Genomic DNA, 17680 nt, shown 5'->3' with positions numbered 1-17680 from the left:
CATTGAGCGAATTACACTCCAAACATAAAGACTTCAATTTTGCCGAAGGCGAACTGCTGCTCATTAACAAACCCTACCGCTGGACCAGTTTCGATATTGTAGGTAAAGTACGCAATGCCTTTAAGCCTTTAAAGCTAAAGGTAGGCCATGCCGGCACGCTCGATCCGCTGGCTACCGGCTTGCTCATTGTGTGCACTGGCAAAATGACCAAGCAAATAGACAGCTTTCAGGCCGAAGAAAAGGAATACACCGGTACCATGGTATTAGGCGGTACCACGCCCTCGTACGATATGGAAACCGAGGTAGATGAAACTTTCGATATCAGCCATTTAAATGAAGAATTATTAAAAGCCGCCTGTTCGCAATTTACTGGGGAAATTCAACAGTTTCCACCTGCACACTCCGCTATTAAAGTGAACGGCGAACGCCTGTACGAAAAAGCCCGTCGCGGCGAAGAGGTAGAACTAAAAGCCCGCACCGTTACCATTACAGAGTTTACACTTACCCGCATTGAACTGCCTGAGGTTGATTTTAAGGTAGTATGTAGTAAAGGCACTTATATCCGTTCGCTGGTGTATGACTTTGGTAAAGCCGTAAACAGCGGCGCTTATCTTTCCAAATTAAGACGCACCCGCAGCGGTAATTTTAAGGTGGAAGATGCATGGGAGGTAATGGAACTGGTGAATTTCATCAAGAAGCCCCTCCCAAACCCTCCCCGGGAGGGAGGGCTTTTAGAAGCGCAGGATGAAGTTGTGATGCAAGAGAATGGGCTTTTAGAAGAACCTCATGGGATCCGCAATTACAGAGAAAGTGCCAATCCTTTACCTTATAATATATTGAAAGGCAATAGCAGATCTAACAGGCAATTGCCTACCGAGGCAGAAAATGTTTTATGGCAATTGTTGCGAAGGGATACTACAGGTTATAAAATAAGAAGGCAACATGTGATTGATAATTACATTGCAGATTTTGTATGCTTGCAAAAAGGGCTGGTTATAGAAGTGGATGGAGGTTATCATCAACATGTTAAAGAAGCAGACGAAGACAGGACGGCAATGCTAAAGCACTGGGGATTTAGCGTTATTCGCTTCACTAATAATGAGGTACTAACATCTCCACAACAGGTATTTGAGACAATTAATGATAAAATTAATAGTCTACCAGACAGGCAAAACTCCCTCCCTCCCGGGGAGGGCCGGGGAGGGGCTTCTTTATGAAGATCTACCACCACATAGACGATTTTACGCCGCTTAATAATGCCGTGGTTACTATTGGTACGTTCGATGGGGTACACCAGGGGCACCGGCAAATTATAGCCGGTATAAAAGAGCTAGCCCGGCAAACCGGTGGCGAAACGGTTATCCTGACGTTTTTTCCGCATCCGCGGATGATCATTCATCCCGAGAACCAGGATCTGAAATTAATTACTACTATACAGGAGCGTGCTGCATTATTAGAAGAATTGGGCGTAGACCATTTGATTATTACTCCGTTCTCAAGGGATTTCTCTAATCAAACGGCTGAAGCTTATATCCGCGATGTGTTGGTAAACCGGATAGGTACCCGCAAGATTATCATCGGGTACGATCACCGCTTTGGTAAAGACCGTGCCGGCGGACTGGCCGACCTGCTAAAGGCTGCGCCAATTTATGGCTTTGAGGTGATTGAAATACCTGAGCAGGATATCAACCACGTAGCCGTAAGTTCCACCTGCATCCGCCAAGCTTTATCACGTGCCGATATTGAGCAGGCCAATGCTTTTTTAGGTTACCCGTTCTTTATTACCGGCAAGGTAATTCGCGGCAATCAAATAGGCCGGCAAATTGGCTATCCAACGGCTAATTTGCTGGTAGAGGAAAGCTATAAGCTTATTCCGGGCGATGGGATTTTTGCAGCCAGTGTACAGTTGGGAAGCGAAACTTTTCAGGGAATGGCTTACATAGGTCACCGCCCTACCATTAACGGCATGACGAGAAATATTGAGGTTAATTTATTTGACTTTAGCCGCGACATCTACAACCAATCCCTGCAAATGAATTTCCTGAATTTTGTAAGGCACGACGTTAAGTTCTCTTCACTCGAAGGATTAAAGGAGCAATTGGCGCAGGATAGGATAGAGGTGCTGAAGCTTTTGAATGGCTTATAGTTATTGGTTGATTGTTCATGGCAGATTGTATAGTTATAATATTAATTAAATTTTTCATAAATTAGAGCTTTAGTTGAATGGTATAGGTAACAAAAAACCATCATCTACGAACTATCAACAGATCAATGAAGCTCAATCTCGATAAACAGGAAAGCGAATTTTTAAACCGGGTAATTACGCATTGGGAGAAAGAGCAATTGCTTACAACCGATTTGGCCCAAACACTTCGTACTTCAACGGAGGTTAAGGGGTTCGATTGGATGAGGCTGGCCAAATATTCTTTTTGGATAGCGCTGGTATGCGGAGTTATTGCGGTTGGTTCACTCATTATTAGCGATAAGGTGATTGAATGGTTGAAAAGTTTGTATGATACGCCAGACATTGTAATAAGTATAGGTGCAGGTGCGTTGGCGGTAGGTGCGTTTTTATTAGGTCGCCGTCGCGAACAGCTTTTCCCGGAGCGTGTTTTTAGTAATGAAGCCACCATTTTTACAGGCGTACTATTTACCGCATGTTGTATTGCCTACTTAGGTAAAACCTTCGATAATGGCTCGGGCCATTATTCCATTTTATTCCTGGTTTCGGTATTCGTCTACGGCTTTTTAGGCTGGAAACTCAATTCACGGATGATATGGCTGTTTGCGCTGGTATCATTGGGGAGTTGGTTTGGCACCGAAACCGGCTATCAAACCAAGTGGAGCTACTATTTTTTAGGTATGAATTACCCGCTGCGCTTCGTGTTGTTCGGGTTGGTACTGCTGGGTGGCTGCTACCTCTTAAAAGGCAAGAAATGGATGGATCGTTTTTGGGAACTAACGTATGTTGTGGGCTTGTTGTACCTGTTTATTTCGCTTTGGCTTTTAAGTATTTTTGGCAATTATGGTCAGCTGGAAGAATGGATGCTGGTTAAACAGATCAGCCTGTTTTATTGGGGCATAATTGCTATGGCCGTTGCCGCTGCATTTACCTTATACGGTTTAAAAACAAAAGATGCTATTGCCCGCGAGTTTGGGATCACCTTTGTTTTGATATTTATTTACACCAAGTATTTCGAGTACCTGTGGAATCATATACCGGGTACGGTTTTCTTTGCCCTACTGGCCGCTTCGTTTTGGTTAATTGGCCGTAAAGCCGAAAAGATCTGGAACGTGAGCACTTAATTACATATAATCGCTTTTAAATAGAGGGGGTTGTGCAATTGCGCTTTGGAAAGCAGAGGGGAGGGTGTATGTCTTTTACAGGTTATACCCCACGTACAAAATGGCCTCTATAACTCCCCCTTACAATGCTAAATCCACGCTCACTCTTTACATGAGGTAATAAAATGTAAAATGCCGTTTCTTTGCACTTAATTGTTTTTTAACAGAACAATTTAAATATAAATGTAGCTTTGAAGCTGTGAAACCGCTCAATTTTAATCAAAAATGGATCCTGGTAACCGGTGCATCATCCGGTTTGGGTTATGAAATGGCCCGCCAATTAGCTAATCAGCATAAGGCTAACCTTATTATAACCGCCCGCCGTGCCGATAAGTTAGATCAGTTAAAAGCCGAGTTGGAAAAGCATGCCGGGATACAGGTTAAAACCGTAGTGGCCGATATGTCGGTGCCGGCCGATGTTGACCGGCTGATTGCCGAAAGCCTGAACGGGCAGCAGCTTTATGCAGCCATATTAAATGCGGGCGTTACTTTTTTTGGCAGCCATTTAGAACTCACCGAGGCTGACTTTGAGCGCATGTTACAAACCAATGTAAGGAGCGTAGTGCGTATTAGTACAGAACTTGTCAGGCATTTTGAAGCCAATAAGCAGCAAGGTGGTTTGATGGTGGTATCGAGCATGGCTGCGCTCTTCCCGGTACCTTATCAGGCTATATATTCGGGCACTAAAGGTTTCATCATGAACTTTATTAACGCGTTGGTGCTCGAAATTAAGAATCCGAACTTTTCTTTGACCGTTTATGCGCCGGGTGGTATTGCTACCGAAATGACTGAGGGTGAAAAGTTTAACGACCTGAAAGGCTGGTTAATGCCCGTAAATAAGGCCGCTAAGGAAGGCTTGTATGCCCTGCAACACCGTAAATACAACCATATACCGGGGCTGCTCAACCGTATAGGAAGTTCGTTTATGCGGGTAATGCCCAAACGCTTCATTGTAGGTCAGTTAGGCCGTACCTACGCTAAGGCCTTAGCTAAGCTAAATACAGGCAAATAAATATATAAGCGAGCCTTGCGTAAATCGCTATCTGCCATCCTTAGGAAGAAGAAATTTTAAATAAGCAAAACCATATATTCAAGATGGAACTGCCCTTAACCGACAACCGACAACCGACAACCGACAACCGACAACTGACAACTGACAACTAAACGTTCTTTTTCATCCAGCTCACTACCGCCTTAATTTCGGCATAACTATATTTATCTCCTAATACTTCTTTCAGCGGGGCCAATTTTTCGGCACCGTAACTGGCTACGGCATCTTGTATAAAAGCCATCTTTTCGGCAGATACTAATTCATTCACCTGCATTTCGCCGGTTTCTATAAAGGAGCATAAGTGGCTTTCTACAGTAGTGCTCGCTAAATTTCGCATAGCCGCTATTTCGGTAATACTGATACCTGCGCGGTACATCTCAAAACTTTCGCGCTGGGTTTTATTGGCCGATGGCCTGGCAGCTGTAGCTGCTTTTTTTGCGCGAGACGGTGCTTTGGCCTGCTTGGCATCAATTTTAGAACTTAAATTATGTTGGTGGCAGTAAGCCAGTGTGGCCTGTAAAAATGCATCGCCGTAACGTACCAGCTTTACCTCGCCAAAACCCGAAATGCGGCCCAGTTCGTTAGGGGTTTGTGGCAGGTAGGTGGCAATTTCGAGCAGGGTAGCATCCGATACGATGATGTAGGCCGGTACATTTTCGTTCATGGCCAGGTTAAAACGAATGGTTTTCAGGTCCTGTAATAAACCGGCTTCGTAAACAGGCACCTGTATTTCAGTGGCTAATTCTATATCCTCGGCCAGGGTAAACTCAATTTTTTGCTGACCTTTTAACACGGTGTCGCTGGTTGGTGTGAGCTTGATGGTATGGTAATCATCATCGGTCACCTGTAAATAACCTTGAATAACCAGTTGGCCAATGTAGCGTTGCCAGTCGGCCTTGCTCACATCGGCACCAATGCCGTAAGTTTTCAGCTCTTTATGTTCGGGGCGAATCTTTTCACTTTTTGATCCACGTAAAAAGTCAATCACATAAGTAATCCCGAAGCGCTGGTTCAACCTTACTACCGCCGATAGCGCTTTTTGGGACAGTATAGTACCGTCGAAACGTTTAAACTCGGTAAGGCACACATCGCAGGAGCCGCAATTGTCGGCAAATGGTTCGTTAAAGTAGTGCATTAAATACTGGCGGCGGCAGGTTTGCAGTTGACAAAACTTCACCATATCATCCAGTTTTTTCAGCATAATACGGCTTTGTTCTTCGTTGCCTTCTACGCGCGCAAATTTTTGCAATTTGAACGCGTCACCGGTAGAAAAAAACAGCAAAGCTTCCGATGGCAAACCGTCCCGCCCGGCGCGACCGGTTTCCTGGTAATAGCCTTCTATATTTTTGGGCAAATCGTAATGCACCACGTAGCGCACATTGCTTTTGTTAATGCCCATACCAAAGGCAATGGTAGCCACCATAATTTTTACTTCATCGCGTAAAAACTGGTCCTGGTTGTGGGCTTTGGTCTCATGATCAAGCCCTGCATGGTAAGCACTGGCCTGGTAACCCTGCGCCCGCAGGTCGGAGGCCAGGTCTTCGGTTGATGCGCGCGACAGGCAGTAGATAATACCCGAATCGTCTTTATGCGTATCTAAGAAGTTAAGCAGCTGTTGATAGTTGTTCTTTTTGGGGGCTACCTGGTAACTGATATTGGGGCGGTTAAAGGAGGATACGAACTCAGCGGGATTGTGCAGGGCAAGCTTCTCTCTAATATCCTGCCGGGTAAGCTGATCGGCCGTAGCGGTAAGCGCTATTACAGGTACGGTTGGAAACTCGGTTTTGAAACTGGAGAGCATTAAATATTCCGGGCGAAAATCGTGTCCCCAGTGCGAGATGCAATGAGCCTCGTCAATAGCGATCAAGCTAACCGCCAAGGATTTCAGGAAAGCCACTAATCGGCTCTCGGAACCAAACAGCCGCTCGGGAGCCAGATATAATAGTTTAATTTGCCCGGCTTTTAAGCGGCTGATAATGTCCTGCTGTTCGCCGGTAGTTTGGCTGGAATTGATGTAAGCCGCCGGGATGCCGTTAATGTTCAGGCTATCCACCTGATCTTTCATCAAGGCAATTAATGGCGAAATTACAATGGTTAAGCCCGGTAGTAATACAGCCGGTAACTGGTAGCAAAGCGATTTACCACCACCGGTAGGCATGAGTACCATGGCGTCGCCACCGCTCATAATTTGCTTGATAATAGCATCCTGCTGGTGCCTGAACTCGGTGTACCCGAAATATTTTTGTAGTGCCTGTAGGGGAGTCATAAATTGGGAGTAAAGATACTTCATAATTGATGCCCGCGTAAATTTTATACACCGCTTATACAGATTTACTGATTAGTTTATTAGCTTAGTCGTACAAATAATAAGCATGAAGAAACTCTACATATTACTGATCTGCTTAACCTGCGCCTGCACTGCATTTGCCCAGACTTTGCAATCACCAGCCGATTATTTAGGTTACCCATTGGGCAGCCAGTACACCTACCATTACCGCATTGCCGAATATTTTAAATATGTTGCCCAATCGTCGAAACAAGTAAAATTATTGCCTTATGGCACCACTAACGAGGGGCGCCCGCTTATGGTTGCCTTTGTAGGTACCGAAGAAAATATTGCCCGGCTGGAAGATATTCGCCAGCATAATTTGTACCTGGCCGGTTTAAGCACTGGTATGGCTACCTTAACTAATGTGCCTGCCATTGTTTGGTTGAGTTATAATGTGCATGGTAACGAGCCCAGCAGCAGCGAGGCCGCTATGCAAACGCTGTACGATATGGTTAACCCGGCCAACAGCCGCACACAACCCTGGTTAAAAAATACGTTGGTGGTTATAGACCCTTGTTTAAATCCCGATGGGCGAGACCGTTATGTAAACTTTTATAACCAGGTACGTGGCTTGCTGCCCGATGCCAACTCTTCATCGCGCGAGCATATTGAACCCTGGCCTGGCGGGCGTGTAAACCATTATTATTTTGATTTAAACCGCGATTGGGCCTGGCAAACCCAAAAAGAAGTACAAAGACGGGTAGGTTTGTATAATAAATGGCTTCCTCAAATTCATGTGGATTTTCATGAGCAAGGCTTTAATAACCCATACTATTTTGCACCTGCTGCCGAGCCTTTCCATAAGGATATTACCCCGTGGCAGCGCGAGTTTCAAACCACCATTGGCCGCAATAATGCCAAATACTTCGACCAAAATGGCTGGCTGTATTTTACCAAGGAAGTATTCGACCTGCTGTATCCATCGTACGGTGATACCTACCCATTATATAACGGCTCCATTGGCATGACCTATGAGCAGGGCGGAGGCCCAAGCGGTGGTTTGGCTGTAGCCACACGCGGAGGCGATACCTTGACACTGGCCGATCGGATCTCGCACCACCATACCACCGGTTTAAGTACGGTTGAAACGGCATCGAACAATGCCACTAAAGTATTGGCAGAGTATAAAAAATATTTTGATAACAGTCGTACTAACCCGCCGGGAGTTTATAAAACTTACGTTATTAAAAATGATGATGTCGATAAGCTGGCTAAACTGGCCGAGTTGCTGAATAATAACGGCATTAAATACGGCTATGGGGTAAGCCGAACAGTAAACGGGTATAACTACTTTTCGGGCAAAACAGAAAGCTATAATGTGAAGGAAAGCGATATGGTGATTAATGCTTACCAGCCCAAAGCGGTTTTGTTAACCGTATTGCTGGAGCCTAAAACTTTTATTGCCGATTCTAACACGTACGATATTACTGCCTGGTCTTTACCGTATGCATACGGGTTAAAAGCTTACGGTTTAACCGAGTCGGTTAAACCGGTTGCAACAACTTTGGTTAATAAGCCGGTTGCCTTATTAAATGATAAAGCATACGCCTATGTAGCCAAGTGGCATTCTATAGAAGATGTAAAGTTTTTATCGGCCTTGTTGCAAAAAGGTGTTAAGGTGCGTTTTGCCTCGCAGGCTTTTGAAGCCGGTAGTAAAAAGTTTGAAGCCGGGTCGTTAATTATAACCAGGGCTGGTAACAACAAGGGCGACTTTAATAGGTTGGTGATGCAAACGGCTAATCAGTTCCACCGCGATCTGGTTGGCTTAACTACCGGCTTTGCCGATAAGGGTGCCGATTTAGGTTCGAGTGCTATAGGTTACATCGCCAAGCCACGGGTAATGGTGGTATCGGGTGAGGGTGTTTCAACGAACGATATGGGCGAAGTATGGCACTTTTTTGAACAGCAAATAGGTTATCCGGTATCTGTAGTGCGTTACCAGGATCTGGGGCGTATTAAGTTAAGTGATTTTGATGTGGCTATTTTTCCTGATGGCCGTTACAGTAACTTCCCGCTCGAAAAATTACAGAATTGGGTGAGCGATGGAGGTAAGCTGATTGCTATGGGCGGCGCTATTAGTCAATTGGTTGATAAAAAAGGTTTCGGGATGAAAATTAAAGAAGAAAAAAAGGACGAGAAAGCACCTAAAAAAGCACCCGACCTGGCCGCTTATGACAGCCGCGACCGTGAATCGATCAAGAATAATGTACCAGGTGCTATATATAAGGTGTACCTGGATAATACCCACCCGCTGGGTTACGGTTATCCTTCCTACTATTATACCCTAAAACTGGGTGACGATATTTATGATTACCTGGAAGACGGCGGCGTAAACGTAGGCGTGTTGAAAAAGGATAGTTACGTGGCCGGTTTTGTTGGTCAAAAAGCGAAAGAGAAGCTAACTGCAGGCTTATTATTCGGCGTTCAAAATATGGGCCGTGGTTCTGTTGTTTATCTAACCGACGATCCGTTGTTCCGCAGTTTTTGGGAGAATGGGAAATTATTGTTTAGCAATGCGGTGTTTATGGTGAATTAAAAAAATACAGAGTCAAGAATACAGAGTCAAGAATACAGAGTCAAAAGTACAGAGTCAAGAATGAATTTCAGCTTGTAGTCGGTGTTTTCAACGACTACTAATCAAGATAGCCGCGATTGAACTTTTCCACTGGTGAATGGTGCGGTGTAAACACCGACCATGTCCAATAATCAATAATTAAACAATCTGTACTCTGTATTCTTGATTCTCTTTTCTAATATTAGCTGCCCGCTTTTACACGGCTTTTTTCATCATCGGCACCGCCGCTGCGTTTTCTGGCCTGAATTTTACTATTCCCAAAATTGTAAGTGAAGGTTAAGCGGGCTACACGGGTTTCATTTTTTTGGAACACACTAAAATTTAAGTTGCCCTGGTTAACCGTAAGGTTTTGTTGGCGGGTGTTGAATATGTCGCTTACTGAGAATTTTAAATTCGCTTTCTTTTGCGCGAATGATTTACTGATACCGGCATCAAAACTATACTGGCTGCGTATCTGGAACAAGCCATAAGTTAAGGGCGACTGGTAATTGAACGTGCCTTCCATTTTAATGGTTTTGCTCAATATGAAAGTGTTAATAGAGTTGCCGTTGGCCGCATACTGCCCGTTATCTAAATTAAGCTCAGGAGAGCTGGTTTTAAAACCCAGGTAAAAGCCGGTTACATTGTTGTTCATACTCCACCATTTGGTAATGGTAAAAGGCGCGTTGATGTTTAGGCTATAATTGATTTGCTCGGCCAGGTTTTCGCGGGTTATAAAGGTTACTTTTTGCTTATCTATTTGTTTAGGTACTTCCACCATTACATCGGTAGTTAAACTGTATCCTAACGTAGCGTTGTATTTCTTTTTATAGGTATATGATAACTCGTAGGAGTTGGTAAACTGTGGTTTTAAGTTAGGATTACCCTGTTGGTAGGTATAAGCGTTCAAAATCTGTACAAAGCTGTTCAAGTCATCATAGCTCGGGCGATCGATGCGGCGGCTATAGTTTAAACCTAAGCTATGGTTATCAGATAGTTCGTGGTTTACAAAAACACTTGGAAACCAGCTTAGGTAATGTCTTTCATTAATGGTAGTTACGTTGTCCACATCTCTCGAATCGCCTTTGGAGTTGGTTTGCTCGGCGCGTAAACCAGCTTGTACCGATGTTTTTTTCCAGCTTTGGCTAAAATTTAAGTAACCGGCGTTAATGTTTTCGGTGTATTTGTACAGGTTGGTGCGGCCTTTATCAACCACCCAGTTGCCATTCAGTACCGAATCGGTACGCAGATCATTATTGGTGCCCACGTAGCTGAATTTCATACCAGCTTCCAGTTTCATGGTTTTACCTAATGGGTTGGTATAATCGGCTTTGTAAGTAGCAATGTTAATTTTGGTAGGCAGGCTGTTCCTTAACAGCGAACCATATTTTAAGGTAGTACCATCGGCCTGAAAGTAATTGTTAGCGTAATTGTTGCTTTGTTGGTTCCAAAAGTTAGAGTAATCGGCATCCATAGTTAACTCTTTGCCTAGGGTATCAAAAACAATATGATTGTTAATATTAGCTGCAATATTATTGTAACGTTCTATGGATGCATTATTAGTAGTAGTTACCGCGCTTCTTACATTTTGATTGCCGCTAATTAAGGTATTATTAAAGGTATTGCCATCAAAGGAAGAGTTATATCCGGTTACCTGTACGCCCAGAGTATTAGTTTTGCTCAATTCATAATCGGCACCCAATTTATAGTTATGTGAATTACGGTTGCCCAAAATATCGGTAGATTCATTGAAGAAAGTGTTAACACCAGCGTCGTTAATGGTACGGTTAAGCATTAAATCCTGCGGGCGTTTATTATTAGTATAGCTGTAGTTACCAAATATGTTCACCTTACCATCTTTATGGTTCATGTTTAAAGAAGTATTGGCCTTGTGGTTTTGACCATAGCCCGCACCTGCAGTAAAGCTGCCATTGGTACCGGCACTCCGGTTCTTTTTTAATTTAATGTTGATGATCCCTGAATTACCTGCCGCATCGTATTTGGCCGAAGGGTTGGTAATAATTTCTATAGATTGGATAGTGTTGCCGTCAGTTGAGCGTAGCAGGCTGGCCAACTGGGCCGATGAAAGGTAGGTTAATTTACCATCCAACATTACGGTAACACCTTGTTTGCCTTTCAGGCTAATGTTATCGTCTTTATCAATGGTTACGCCCGGTGCCCGTTCTAAAATTTCCATAGCCGAGTTTCCTGCGGCCAGTACGCTATTTTCTACGTTAATAACAGTACGGTCTATTTTACGCTCAATTAATGGTTTGGTGGCTACTACGCTTACCGCTTTTAAGTTGTTGGTGGCCGGTACCAGTTTTAATACAGGGATACTAACAGTAGCATTTGCAGCAACGGTAACGGGGCCGCTAATGCTACTGTTATAACCAATAATGGTTGCTTTAATTAAATAGGTGCCGGGGGTAACGCGCTCAATGCTGTAATGGCCGGTTTCGTTGCTCAAGCTACTTTTTATAACAGTTGAGTCTTTAGCTTTCAATAAACTAACGGTTGCATAATCGGCTGGTTTGCCGGTTTCGGTAACTAACGAACCGGTTATTTTACCAGGTTGTATAGCAGTTTGAGCCTGCACGGTACCCAAGCCACAGGCAAAGCTTATAAGGGCTAATATTTTATAGGTGATCGATTTCATGGTGGTTAGGATTTAATGAAGTGTAAAATTTGGGCAATAGCAATCCACTTAAAGATTTTCGGTCTTTTTAAAATTGTTAAACTTATTTGTTCTTGATTTTTAGCCTGCCTGTACGAACAGGCTATTTATTGTTATTTAGTAGTAAGATGCAAAAGGGAGGGGTGTGGTTACACAAAAATTGAAATATTTTTATAAAAAGTATTTTTTGTGTGCTAAATATCAGTAACAATATACCTTATATATAAGGTACAAAAAACGGCATCTTTACCGGGGTGAAAATTAGCACCCCGCCCGTAAAATCATGAACAGTTATGCGGGCGGGGTGTAACTCTTATATTTATTTTTTGCGTGGCGATATAATTTTTCGGGTGGTAACCACTACTGTAGTGTCAATTTTCGATACCGTGTCAACAGTAGTAGTATCAATAAGGGTACTTTCAGCTTCAGCCTCATTGTTGTCGTCATTGTCTTTAGCAAAGGGGCATTTTAAACCTTCATCTGTCATTACAAAAGGTGCCGTGTCGGAACTGGAATGGTTCCGCTTGCCCGGCGAACAATCATCTATATCCAGATAATTGCTGATATACTGATTCACCTTATGGTTCACCACAATGGTAGCATTTAACGGAATGCGCAACGTAAGCCTTACTTCCTCGTTATGCCACTGGTTTTTGTTTAGGCGGCGCAACCTGGTATCGAACCTTAAAACAGAATCCTGCTGGTTAAATACATAGCGGGTATTGCGTGCATTACTTAACGCATTTTCATAACTGGAACCACGTGAGGTAAATTCTTCAACCAATACAGGATAAGCCACATCCGATCTTTCAATATCGATATTCATATTGCGTTTATCTATGCCGCCGTTGTTGTCATCATCGGTAATTACCATATTTTTAAACCTGGTCTTAATATTGAGGCGAGAGCTGTCTTCGGCAGTAAGAAACATGGTTTCGTTCATTTGTAGATAATACACTTGCTTGGCGTTCGGCTTTATATTGATGGTTTGCGTAAACCCGGCCGATTCCCTGAACTCCACTGCCACGCGCGATCCGTGGTATATAAATATCACTAACGCGCTGATCCATATAATAAGGAGTGTAAACCCGGCCGAGCGGTTTAACGAAGTGGTGTTAAATACAGCACTGGCTATGGTTACAATTAGTGTTGTTAATGGTATAATAGCTAATAGCGCAACAGCAGCCATTACCTGGTTAACAAAGCGATAATTAAAAAAATTATCGGGTAGTGAAAAATAGGGTTCGCCAAATACCCAGGTTGCTACCAGGGCTACAATAACGGCTATTACACCGCCAATACAAGAAAGGATAATGGCAATACCCAATAATTTAACGATTACTTTACCAGATCCCTTAATAAATATACCCAGGTGATGGAAGAAGTCGCTGATAAAGTCGCGTGTTCTGTAAACCAATGGCCTTGCTTCATGGCGCAGGTCGTTTAAACGACCGCCAACCGTGCTTAGCTCCGCTTCAAAGTTGCGTTTAAAACCCTGCAAGTCTAAAGGTTCACCTTTCATGGCCATCCTATCGGCCCGGGTTGCAGCTTTAGGAATAATTAGCAGTAATATAATGTATAAAAAGAAACCTGTACCGGCTAATGTAAATGCCAGGGCAAATGCCAACCTTATCCATACGGCCTGCACATCAAAGTACTTAGCTATACCAGCGCAAACCCCTCCAATTAAATGATCATCCGGGTCGCGGAACAGGCGGCGGTTGCTGTGGCCATGCGTATAGGCAGGTTCGGCGAAGCCGGTAGGGCCGTTTTCTTCAGCAAATTCAAAATCTTTAACCGAACCCATTTGTTCAATTACCTCGGCAACATCCTGGTCAACAATGGCTTGCCTGTTTTCACGTGCTAATATCTCCGTAAACATTTCGGCAATACGGTTCTCAATATCCGTGGTGATCTCCAGGCTATCGGCCGAATTAAAAAAGTGACGTTTAACGTCGGTCATGTATTCCTTAAGCAGTTCGTAAGCCTGTTCCTCAATGTGGAATACGGTGCCATTTATGTTAATTATAATCGTTTTATTCATGATGATTGATAGTTATTAGGCTGATTAATTTCTTCCTTCAATAGAGGTTTGTACGGCAAAAGCAAGCTCCTGCCAGGTTTTATCAAGTTGGTTAAGTACGTTGCGGCCTTCGTCCGACAGTACATAGTATTTACGCGGCGGCCCCGATGTTGACTCAACCCAGTTATAACTGAGCAGGCCGTTGTTCTTTAAGCGGGTAAGCAACGGATACAAAGTACCCTCAACTACAAGCAGTTGGGCTTTCTTTAAATCGGCAATGATATCAGAAGCATATATCTCGCCTTTGGCAATAACACAGAGTATGCAATACTCGAGTATGCCTTTTCGCATTTGGGTTTGGGTATTCTCTACAAGCATAATGCAAAGATATATGTTTTGGAATGTATTATGCAATACATAGTACTAAATTTTTTAAAAAAAGTATAGAATGATTATAATCTTTAACATTTTTTAACATTTATTTTGATTATATACGAATCAATGCCTACTTTTATTAAATAACTATTAACTGATCTTATAAAAACAACATGAAGAAAATTCTACAAGGTTTTTTGTGGGTTTTGCTAATGATAGGCTCACATGCCTATGCGCAAACCCGAACTGTAACTGGGACAGTAACCAGTAAAGACGATGGTCTTCCGCTTCCTGGAGTGACTGTTAGGGCAACAGGTACCACAATTAGTACGCAAACAAATGGTCAAGGTAAATTTAGTTTAAGTGTGCCGACAACAGCAAGAGCACTTGATTTCGTTTATATTGGCTATGCTACATTAACAGGTTCAATTGATGCTAATAATACAGTTAACGTGTCTCTTTCAGCAGACACAAAGCAATTAAACGAAGTGATCGTTACTGCTGCTGGTTTAGCATCAAGCAGAAGATCACAAGGGGTAAATATTACAACTGTAAAAGCCGAACAATTGACCCAAGCTAAATCGACTACAATAGCAGGTGGTTTATTAGGTAAAGTGCCTGGTTTGCAAATTAATGGTACTACAGGTGGTACTAATCCTAACTTTCGTATAGTTTTACGAGGTGCAAGATCTTTATTAGGTACCAATGAGGCTTTAATCGTATTAGATAACGTTATTGTTCCTAATGCTGTATTAAATAACCTTAACCCTGAAGACGTTGAAGATGTGCAAGTATTGAATGGTGCCAGCGCTGCTGCATTGTACGGTTCAGATGCATCAAACGGAGCTTTAGTTGTACGTACTAAAAAAGGTAAAAAAGGACAAATTGAAGTTAAGGCGCAACAAACTATTTCGGTTGAAAATGTTGCTTTCTATCCAAAGCTGCAAAACCAATTCGGTTCAGGTTCTGATAACGATCTGCAGCTTTACCTGGGTTATGAAAATCAACAATACGGTCCTGCATTTGATGGTGTAACCAGACAATTAGGTTTGCCTGTATTGTCGGCTACCGGCCCGGTTCAGCAAGTTCCTTATTCAGCGACTAATGCTAAAAATGATTTTTGGGATACCGGTTTAACCAGTCAATCAGATTTATCGCTATCATCAGGTGATGATAAAGGTACTTTATTTATGTCTGGACAATATGTTAACACCCGTAGTGTTATGCCTAAAGATAAGTTTAATAGAGGTAATTTTCGTGTTGGCGGAACGCGTAACTGGACTGATAAATTGTCAAGTCAGTTTTCGGTAGGTTATACTCAAAACAGGTATGATCAAACTACACAAACTGCCGGTATTTATGGGCAGGTTTTAGCTACTCCTGCACAAGCACCACTTACCAGCTATCAAGACTGGCAAAATGACCCATTTGCTAATCCAAATGGCTATTACAATGCTTACTTGCAAAATCCATATTGGACAATCGATAACTACCGTGAAAAAATCAGAAATGATTATTTGACAGGTAGTGCCGATTTGAAATTTTCACCGGTAAAATGGATGGACCTGACTTACCGTTTAGGTTTCTCTACCCGTAACGTTTCAAGTAAATCGTATAGCGATAAGTTTGCTTTTAGTGATTATGCTAAAAGTCAACCAGAAACTGCAGGAACTTACAAGCGTGTTGATATAGTGGGTGGTGTAACTGATGCATCATCATACAATACCCGTATCACTAACGAAATACAAGCCAGCTTCAGAAAACAAGTTAGCGACTTTAACTTCAATTTAGTTGTTATTGGTAACATGCGTCAAGATAGGTCTAAAGCTTTAGATGCGTCAGTAAGCGGTTTGGTACAACCTGGTTTATTTAATTTAGGTAACAGCACTAACCCTCCAACAGCTGGGGAAGCCAACTATCTGTATCGTCAACAAGCAATATCTGGTTTATTAACAATTAAATACAAGGATTACTTAACAGTTAATGCCAGCGGCCGTAACGATTGGGATTCAAGATTGATTAAAGACAACCGTTCTTTCTTCTACCCAGCTATTAACGCTGCATTCATATTAACAGACGCTGTTGATTTCTTTAAAAGTGTTAAACAGTTGGATTACATTAAATTGCGTGGAGGTTATGCTAAAGTAGGTTTAGTTAATACTGGTGCAACCGGATTTGGCGCTTATCAGTTGCAGTCAACTTTCAGTCAAGGTTCGGGTTTCCCATACAATGGTTTAGGTGGTTTAACTTTAGACAACCGTACAGTATCGAACAACCTTACACCTGAGTTTACAAAAGGTTACGAAGTTGGTATTGATGCGGGTTTGTATAGCAACCGTATTGTTGCAAATGTAACTTATTATGATAACACGACTACTAACCAAACCGTAACTGCACCGATTTCAAATACAACTGGTTACACTACTTTTTTGGTAAACGGTGGTAAAACAAGTGGTAAAGGTTTAGAAACTAATTTGAGCTTAACTCCGGTTAGAACTAAAGACTTTGAATTAACTGTTGGTGCAAATTACAGCCATTACAATAACAAAACTATAGAATTATATGCAGGTTTACCTAACATTGCTATTGCCAGCTACACCGGTGGTGCAGGTGCTTATGCAATTGCAGGCCAGCCTTTACCGGTTATTCAGGCAAGACAGTATGTACGTGACCCACAAGGTCGTATAATAGTTAACTCTGCAACTGGTTACCCTTCCGGTACAAGTACAACAGGTTTATTTGGTAGTTCAGCACCAACTGACATTATAGGTCTAACATTAAATGCGAACTACAAAGGCCTGAACTTATCTGCAGTTGGTGAGTACAGAGGTGGTTATAATGTTTACAATAGTGTAAGTACAGGTTTTGATTTTTATGGTTCAGGATTAAATACTGTAGCATACAACAGACAGCGTTTCGTTATACCTAACTCATCTTATTTAAACGCGCAAGGACAATATGTCGCTAATACCAACATTACAGTTAGAGATGGTGGTGCTGCATATTGGACTATAGCCGGACCAAGAACTGCAATTGATGAAAACTATGTAACTAATGGTGCATTTTGGAAAATAAGAGAAATTACATTGTCTTATACCATTCCACAATCGTTATTAAGCAAGTCAAAATTCATCCGTTCGGCTAAAATTAGTGCTCAAGGACGTAACCTATTCATTTTCTTACCTAAATCTGCTGTTTATACAGATCCTGAATATAGCGCTGGTGACGGTACAGGAACAGGTAATGGTGTTGGTTTAAATAGTACAAACACACCTCCGCCTTCACGTTATTTCGGCGGAACACTGTCATTAACATTTTAAGAGATA

At 42.5% G+C, this 17680-nt stretch carries 10 protein-coding genes and 1 pseudogene; 7 read left to right on the top strand and 4 right to left on the bottom strand.

The window, feature by feature from the left end:
- Positions 1 to 2: 2 nt before the first annotated feature.
- The 5 genes and pseudogenes from truB to ACFQ3S_RS16595 all read left to right on the top strand — a co-directional run.
- A pseudogene (gene truB, locus ACFQ3S_RS16615) lies at positions 3 to 695 on the top strand (tRNA pseudouridine(55) synthase TruB); the annotation flags it as partial.
- Complete coding sequence (locus ACFQ3S_RS16610) at positions 672 to 1217, top strand: endonuclease domain-containing protein (RefSeq protein ID WP_377166856.1); 546 nt, start codon at positions 672 to 674, stop codon at positions 1215 to 1217. The pseudogene truB and the gene ACFQ3S_RS16610, both read left to right, overlap by 24 nt.
- A complete protein-coding gene (locus ACFQ3S_RS16605; RefSeq protein WP_377166514.1) occupies positions 1214 to 2146 on the top strand; it encodes a bifunctional riboflavin kinase/FAD synthetase in 933 nt (310 codons plus the stop codon). Before ACFQ3S_RS16610 ends, ACFQ3S_RS16605 begins: the two co-directional genes overlap by 4 nt.
- 125 nt (positions 2147 to 2271) lie before the next feature.
- Complete coding sequence (locus ACFQ3S_RS16600; RefSeq protein WP_377166512.1) at positions 2272 to 3306, top strand: DUF2157 domain-containing protein; 1035 nt, start codon at positions 2272 to 2274, stop codon at positions 3304 to 3306.
- Between the two features lie 238 nt (positions 3307 to 3544).
- Entirely contained in the window at positions 3545 to 4357 is an 813-nt protein-coding gene (locus tag ACFQ3S_RS16595) for an SDR family NAD(P)-dependent oxidoreductase (RefSeq protein ID WP_377166510.1), read from the top strand.
- A 148-nt stretch (positions 4358 to 4505) separates the two neighbouring features.
- Here the strand turns inward: ACFQ3S_RS16595 and recQ are convergent, their stop codons facing one another.
- Positions 4506 to 6662 (bottom strand): DNA helicase RecQ, encoded by a 2157-nt coding sequence (recQ, locus tag ACFQ3S_RS16590; RefSeq protein ID WP_377166508.1) that lies wholly within the window; start codon positions 6660 to 6662, stop codon positions 4506 to 4508.
- Between the two features lie 106 nt (positions 6663 to 6768).
- Between recQ and ACFQ3S_RS16585 the strand changes: the two genes are divergently transcribed.
- Positions 6769 to 9261, top strand: coding sequence for a M14 family metallopeptidase (locus ACFQ3S_RS16585; protein WP_377166506.1), 2493 nt, complete (start codon positions 6769 to 6771; stop codon positions 9259 to 9261).
- Between the two features lie 220 nt (positions 9262 to 9481).
- Here ACFQ3S_RS16585 and ACFQ3S_RS16580 read toward each other — a convergent pair whose 3' ends face one another.
- From ACFQ3S_RS16580 to ACFQ3S_RS16570, 3 genes are all read right to left on the bottom strand, one after another.
- The gene (locus tag ACFQ3S_RS16580) at positions 9482 to 11938 is read right to left on the bottom strand and encodes a TonB-dependent receptor domain-containing protein (protein WP_377166504.1); all 2457 of its coding nucleotides are present in this window, start codon (positions 11936 to 11938) and stop codon (positions 9482 to 9484) included.
- A gap of 337 nt (positions 11939 to 12275) precedes the next feature.
- Positions 12276 to 14000: a PspC domain-containing protein gene (locus tag ACFQ3S_RS16575; protein WP_377166502.1), complete on the bottom strand. Its 1725-nt coding sequence runs from the start codon at positions 13998 to 14000 to the stop codon at positions 12276 to 12278.
- A gap of 24 nt (positions 14001 to 14024) precedes the next feature.
- Entirely contained in the window at positions 14025 to 14357 is a 333-nt protein-coding gene (locus ACFQ3S_RS16570; protein ID WP_377166500.1) for a PadR family transcriptional regulator, read from the bottom strand.
- Positions 14358 to 14527: 170 nt separating this feature from the next.
- On the opposite strand from ACFQ3S_RS16570, the gene ACFQ3S_RS16565 reads away from it, so the two are divergent.
- Positions 14528 to 17674: a SusC/RagA family TonB-linked outer membrane protein gene (locus ACFQ3S_RS16565; protein WP_377166498.1), complete on the top strand. Its 3147-nt coding sequence runs from the start codon at positions 14528 to 14530 to the stop codon at positions 17672 to 17674.
- The last annotated feature ends 6 nt before the right edge of the window (positions 17675 to 17680 follow it).

The organism is Mucilaginibacter terrae (genome assembly GCF_042679325.1).
GTDB lineage: Bacteria > Bacteroidota > Bacteroidia > Sphingobacteriales > Sphingobacteriaceae > Mucilaginibacter > Mucilaginibacter terrae.
The sequence above is the reverse complement of the archived record's forward strand: the minus strand, read 5'-3'. Positions and strand labels throughout refer to the sequence as shown.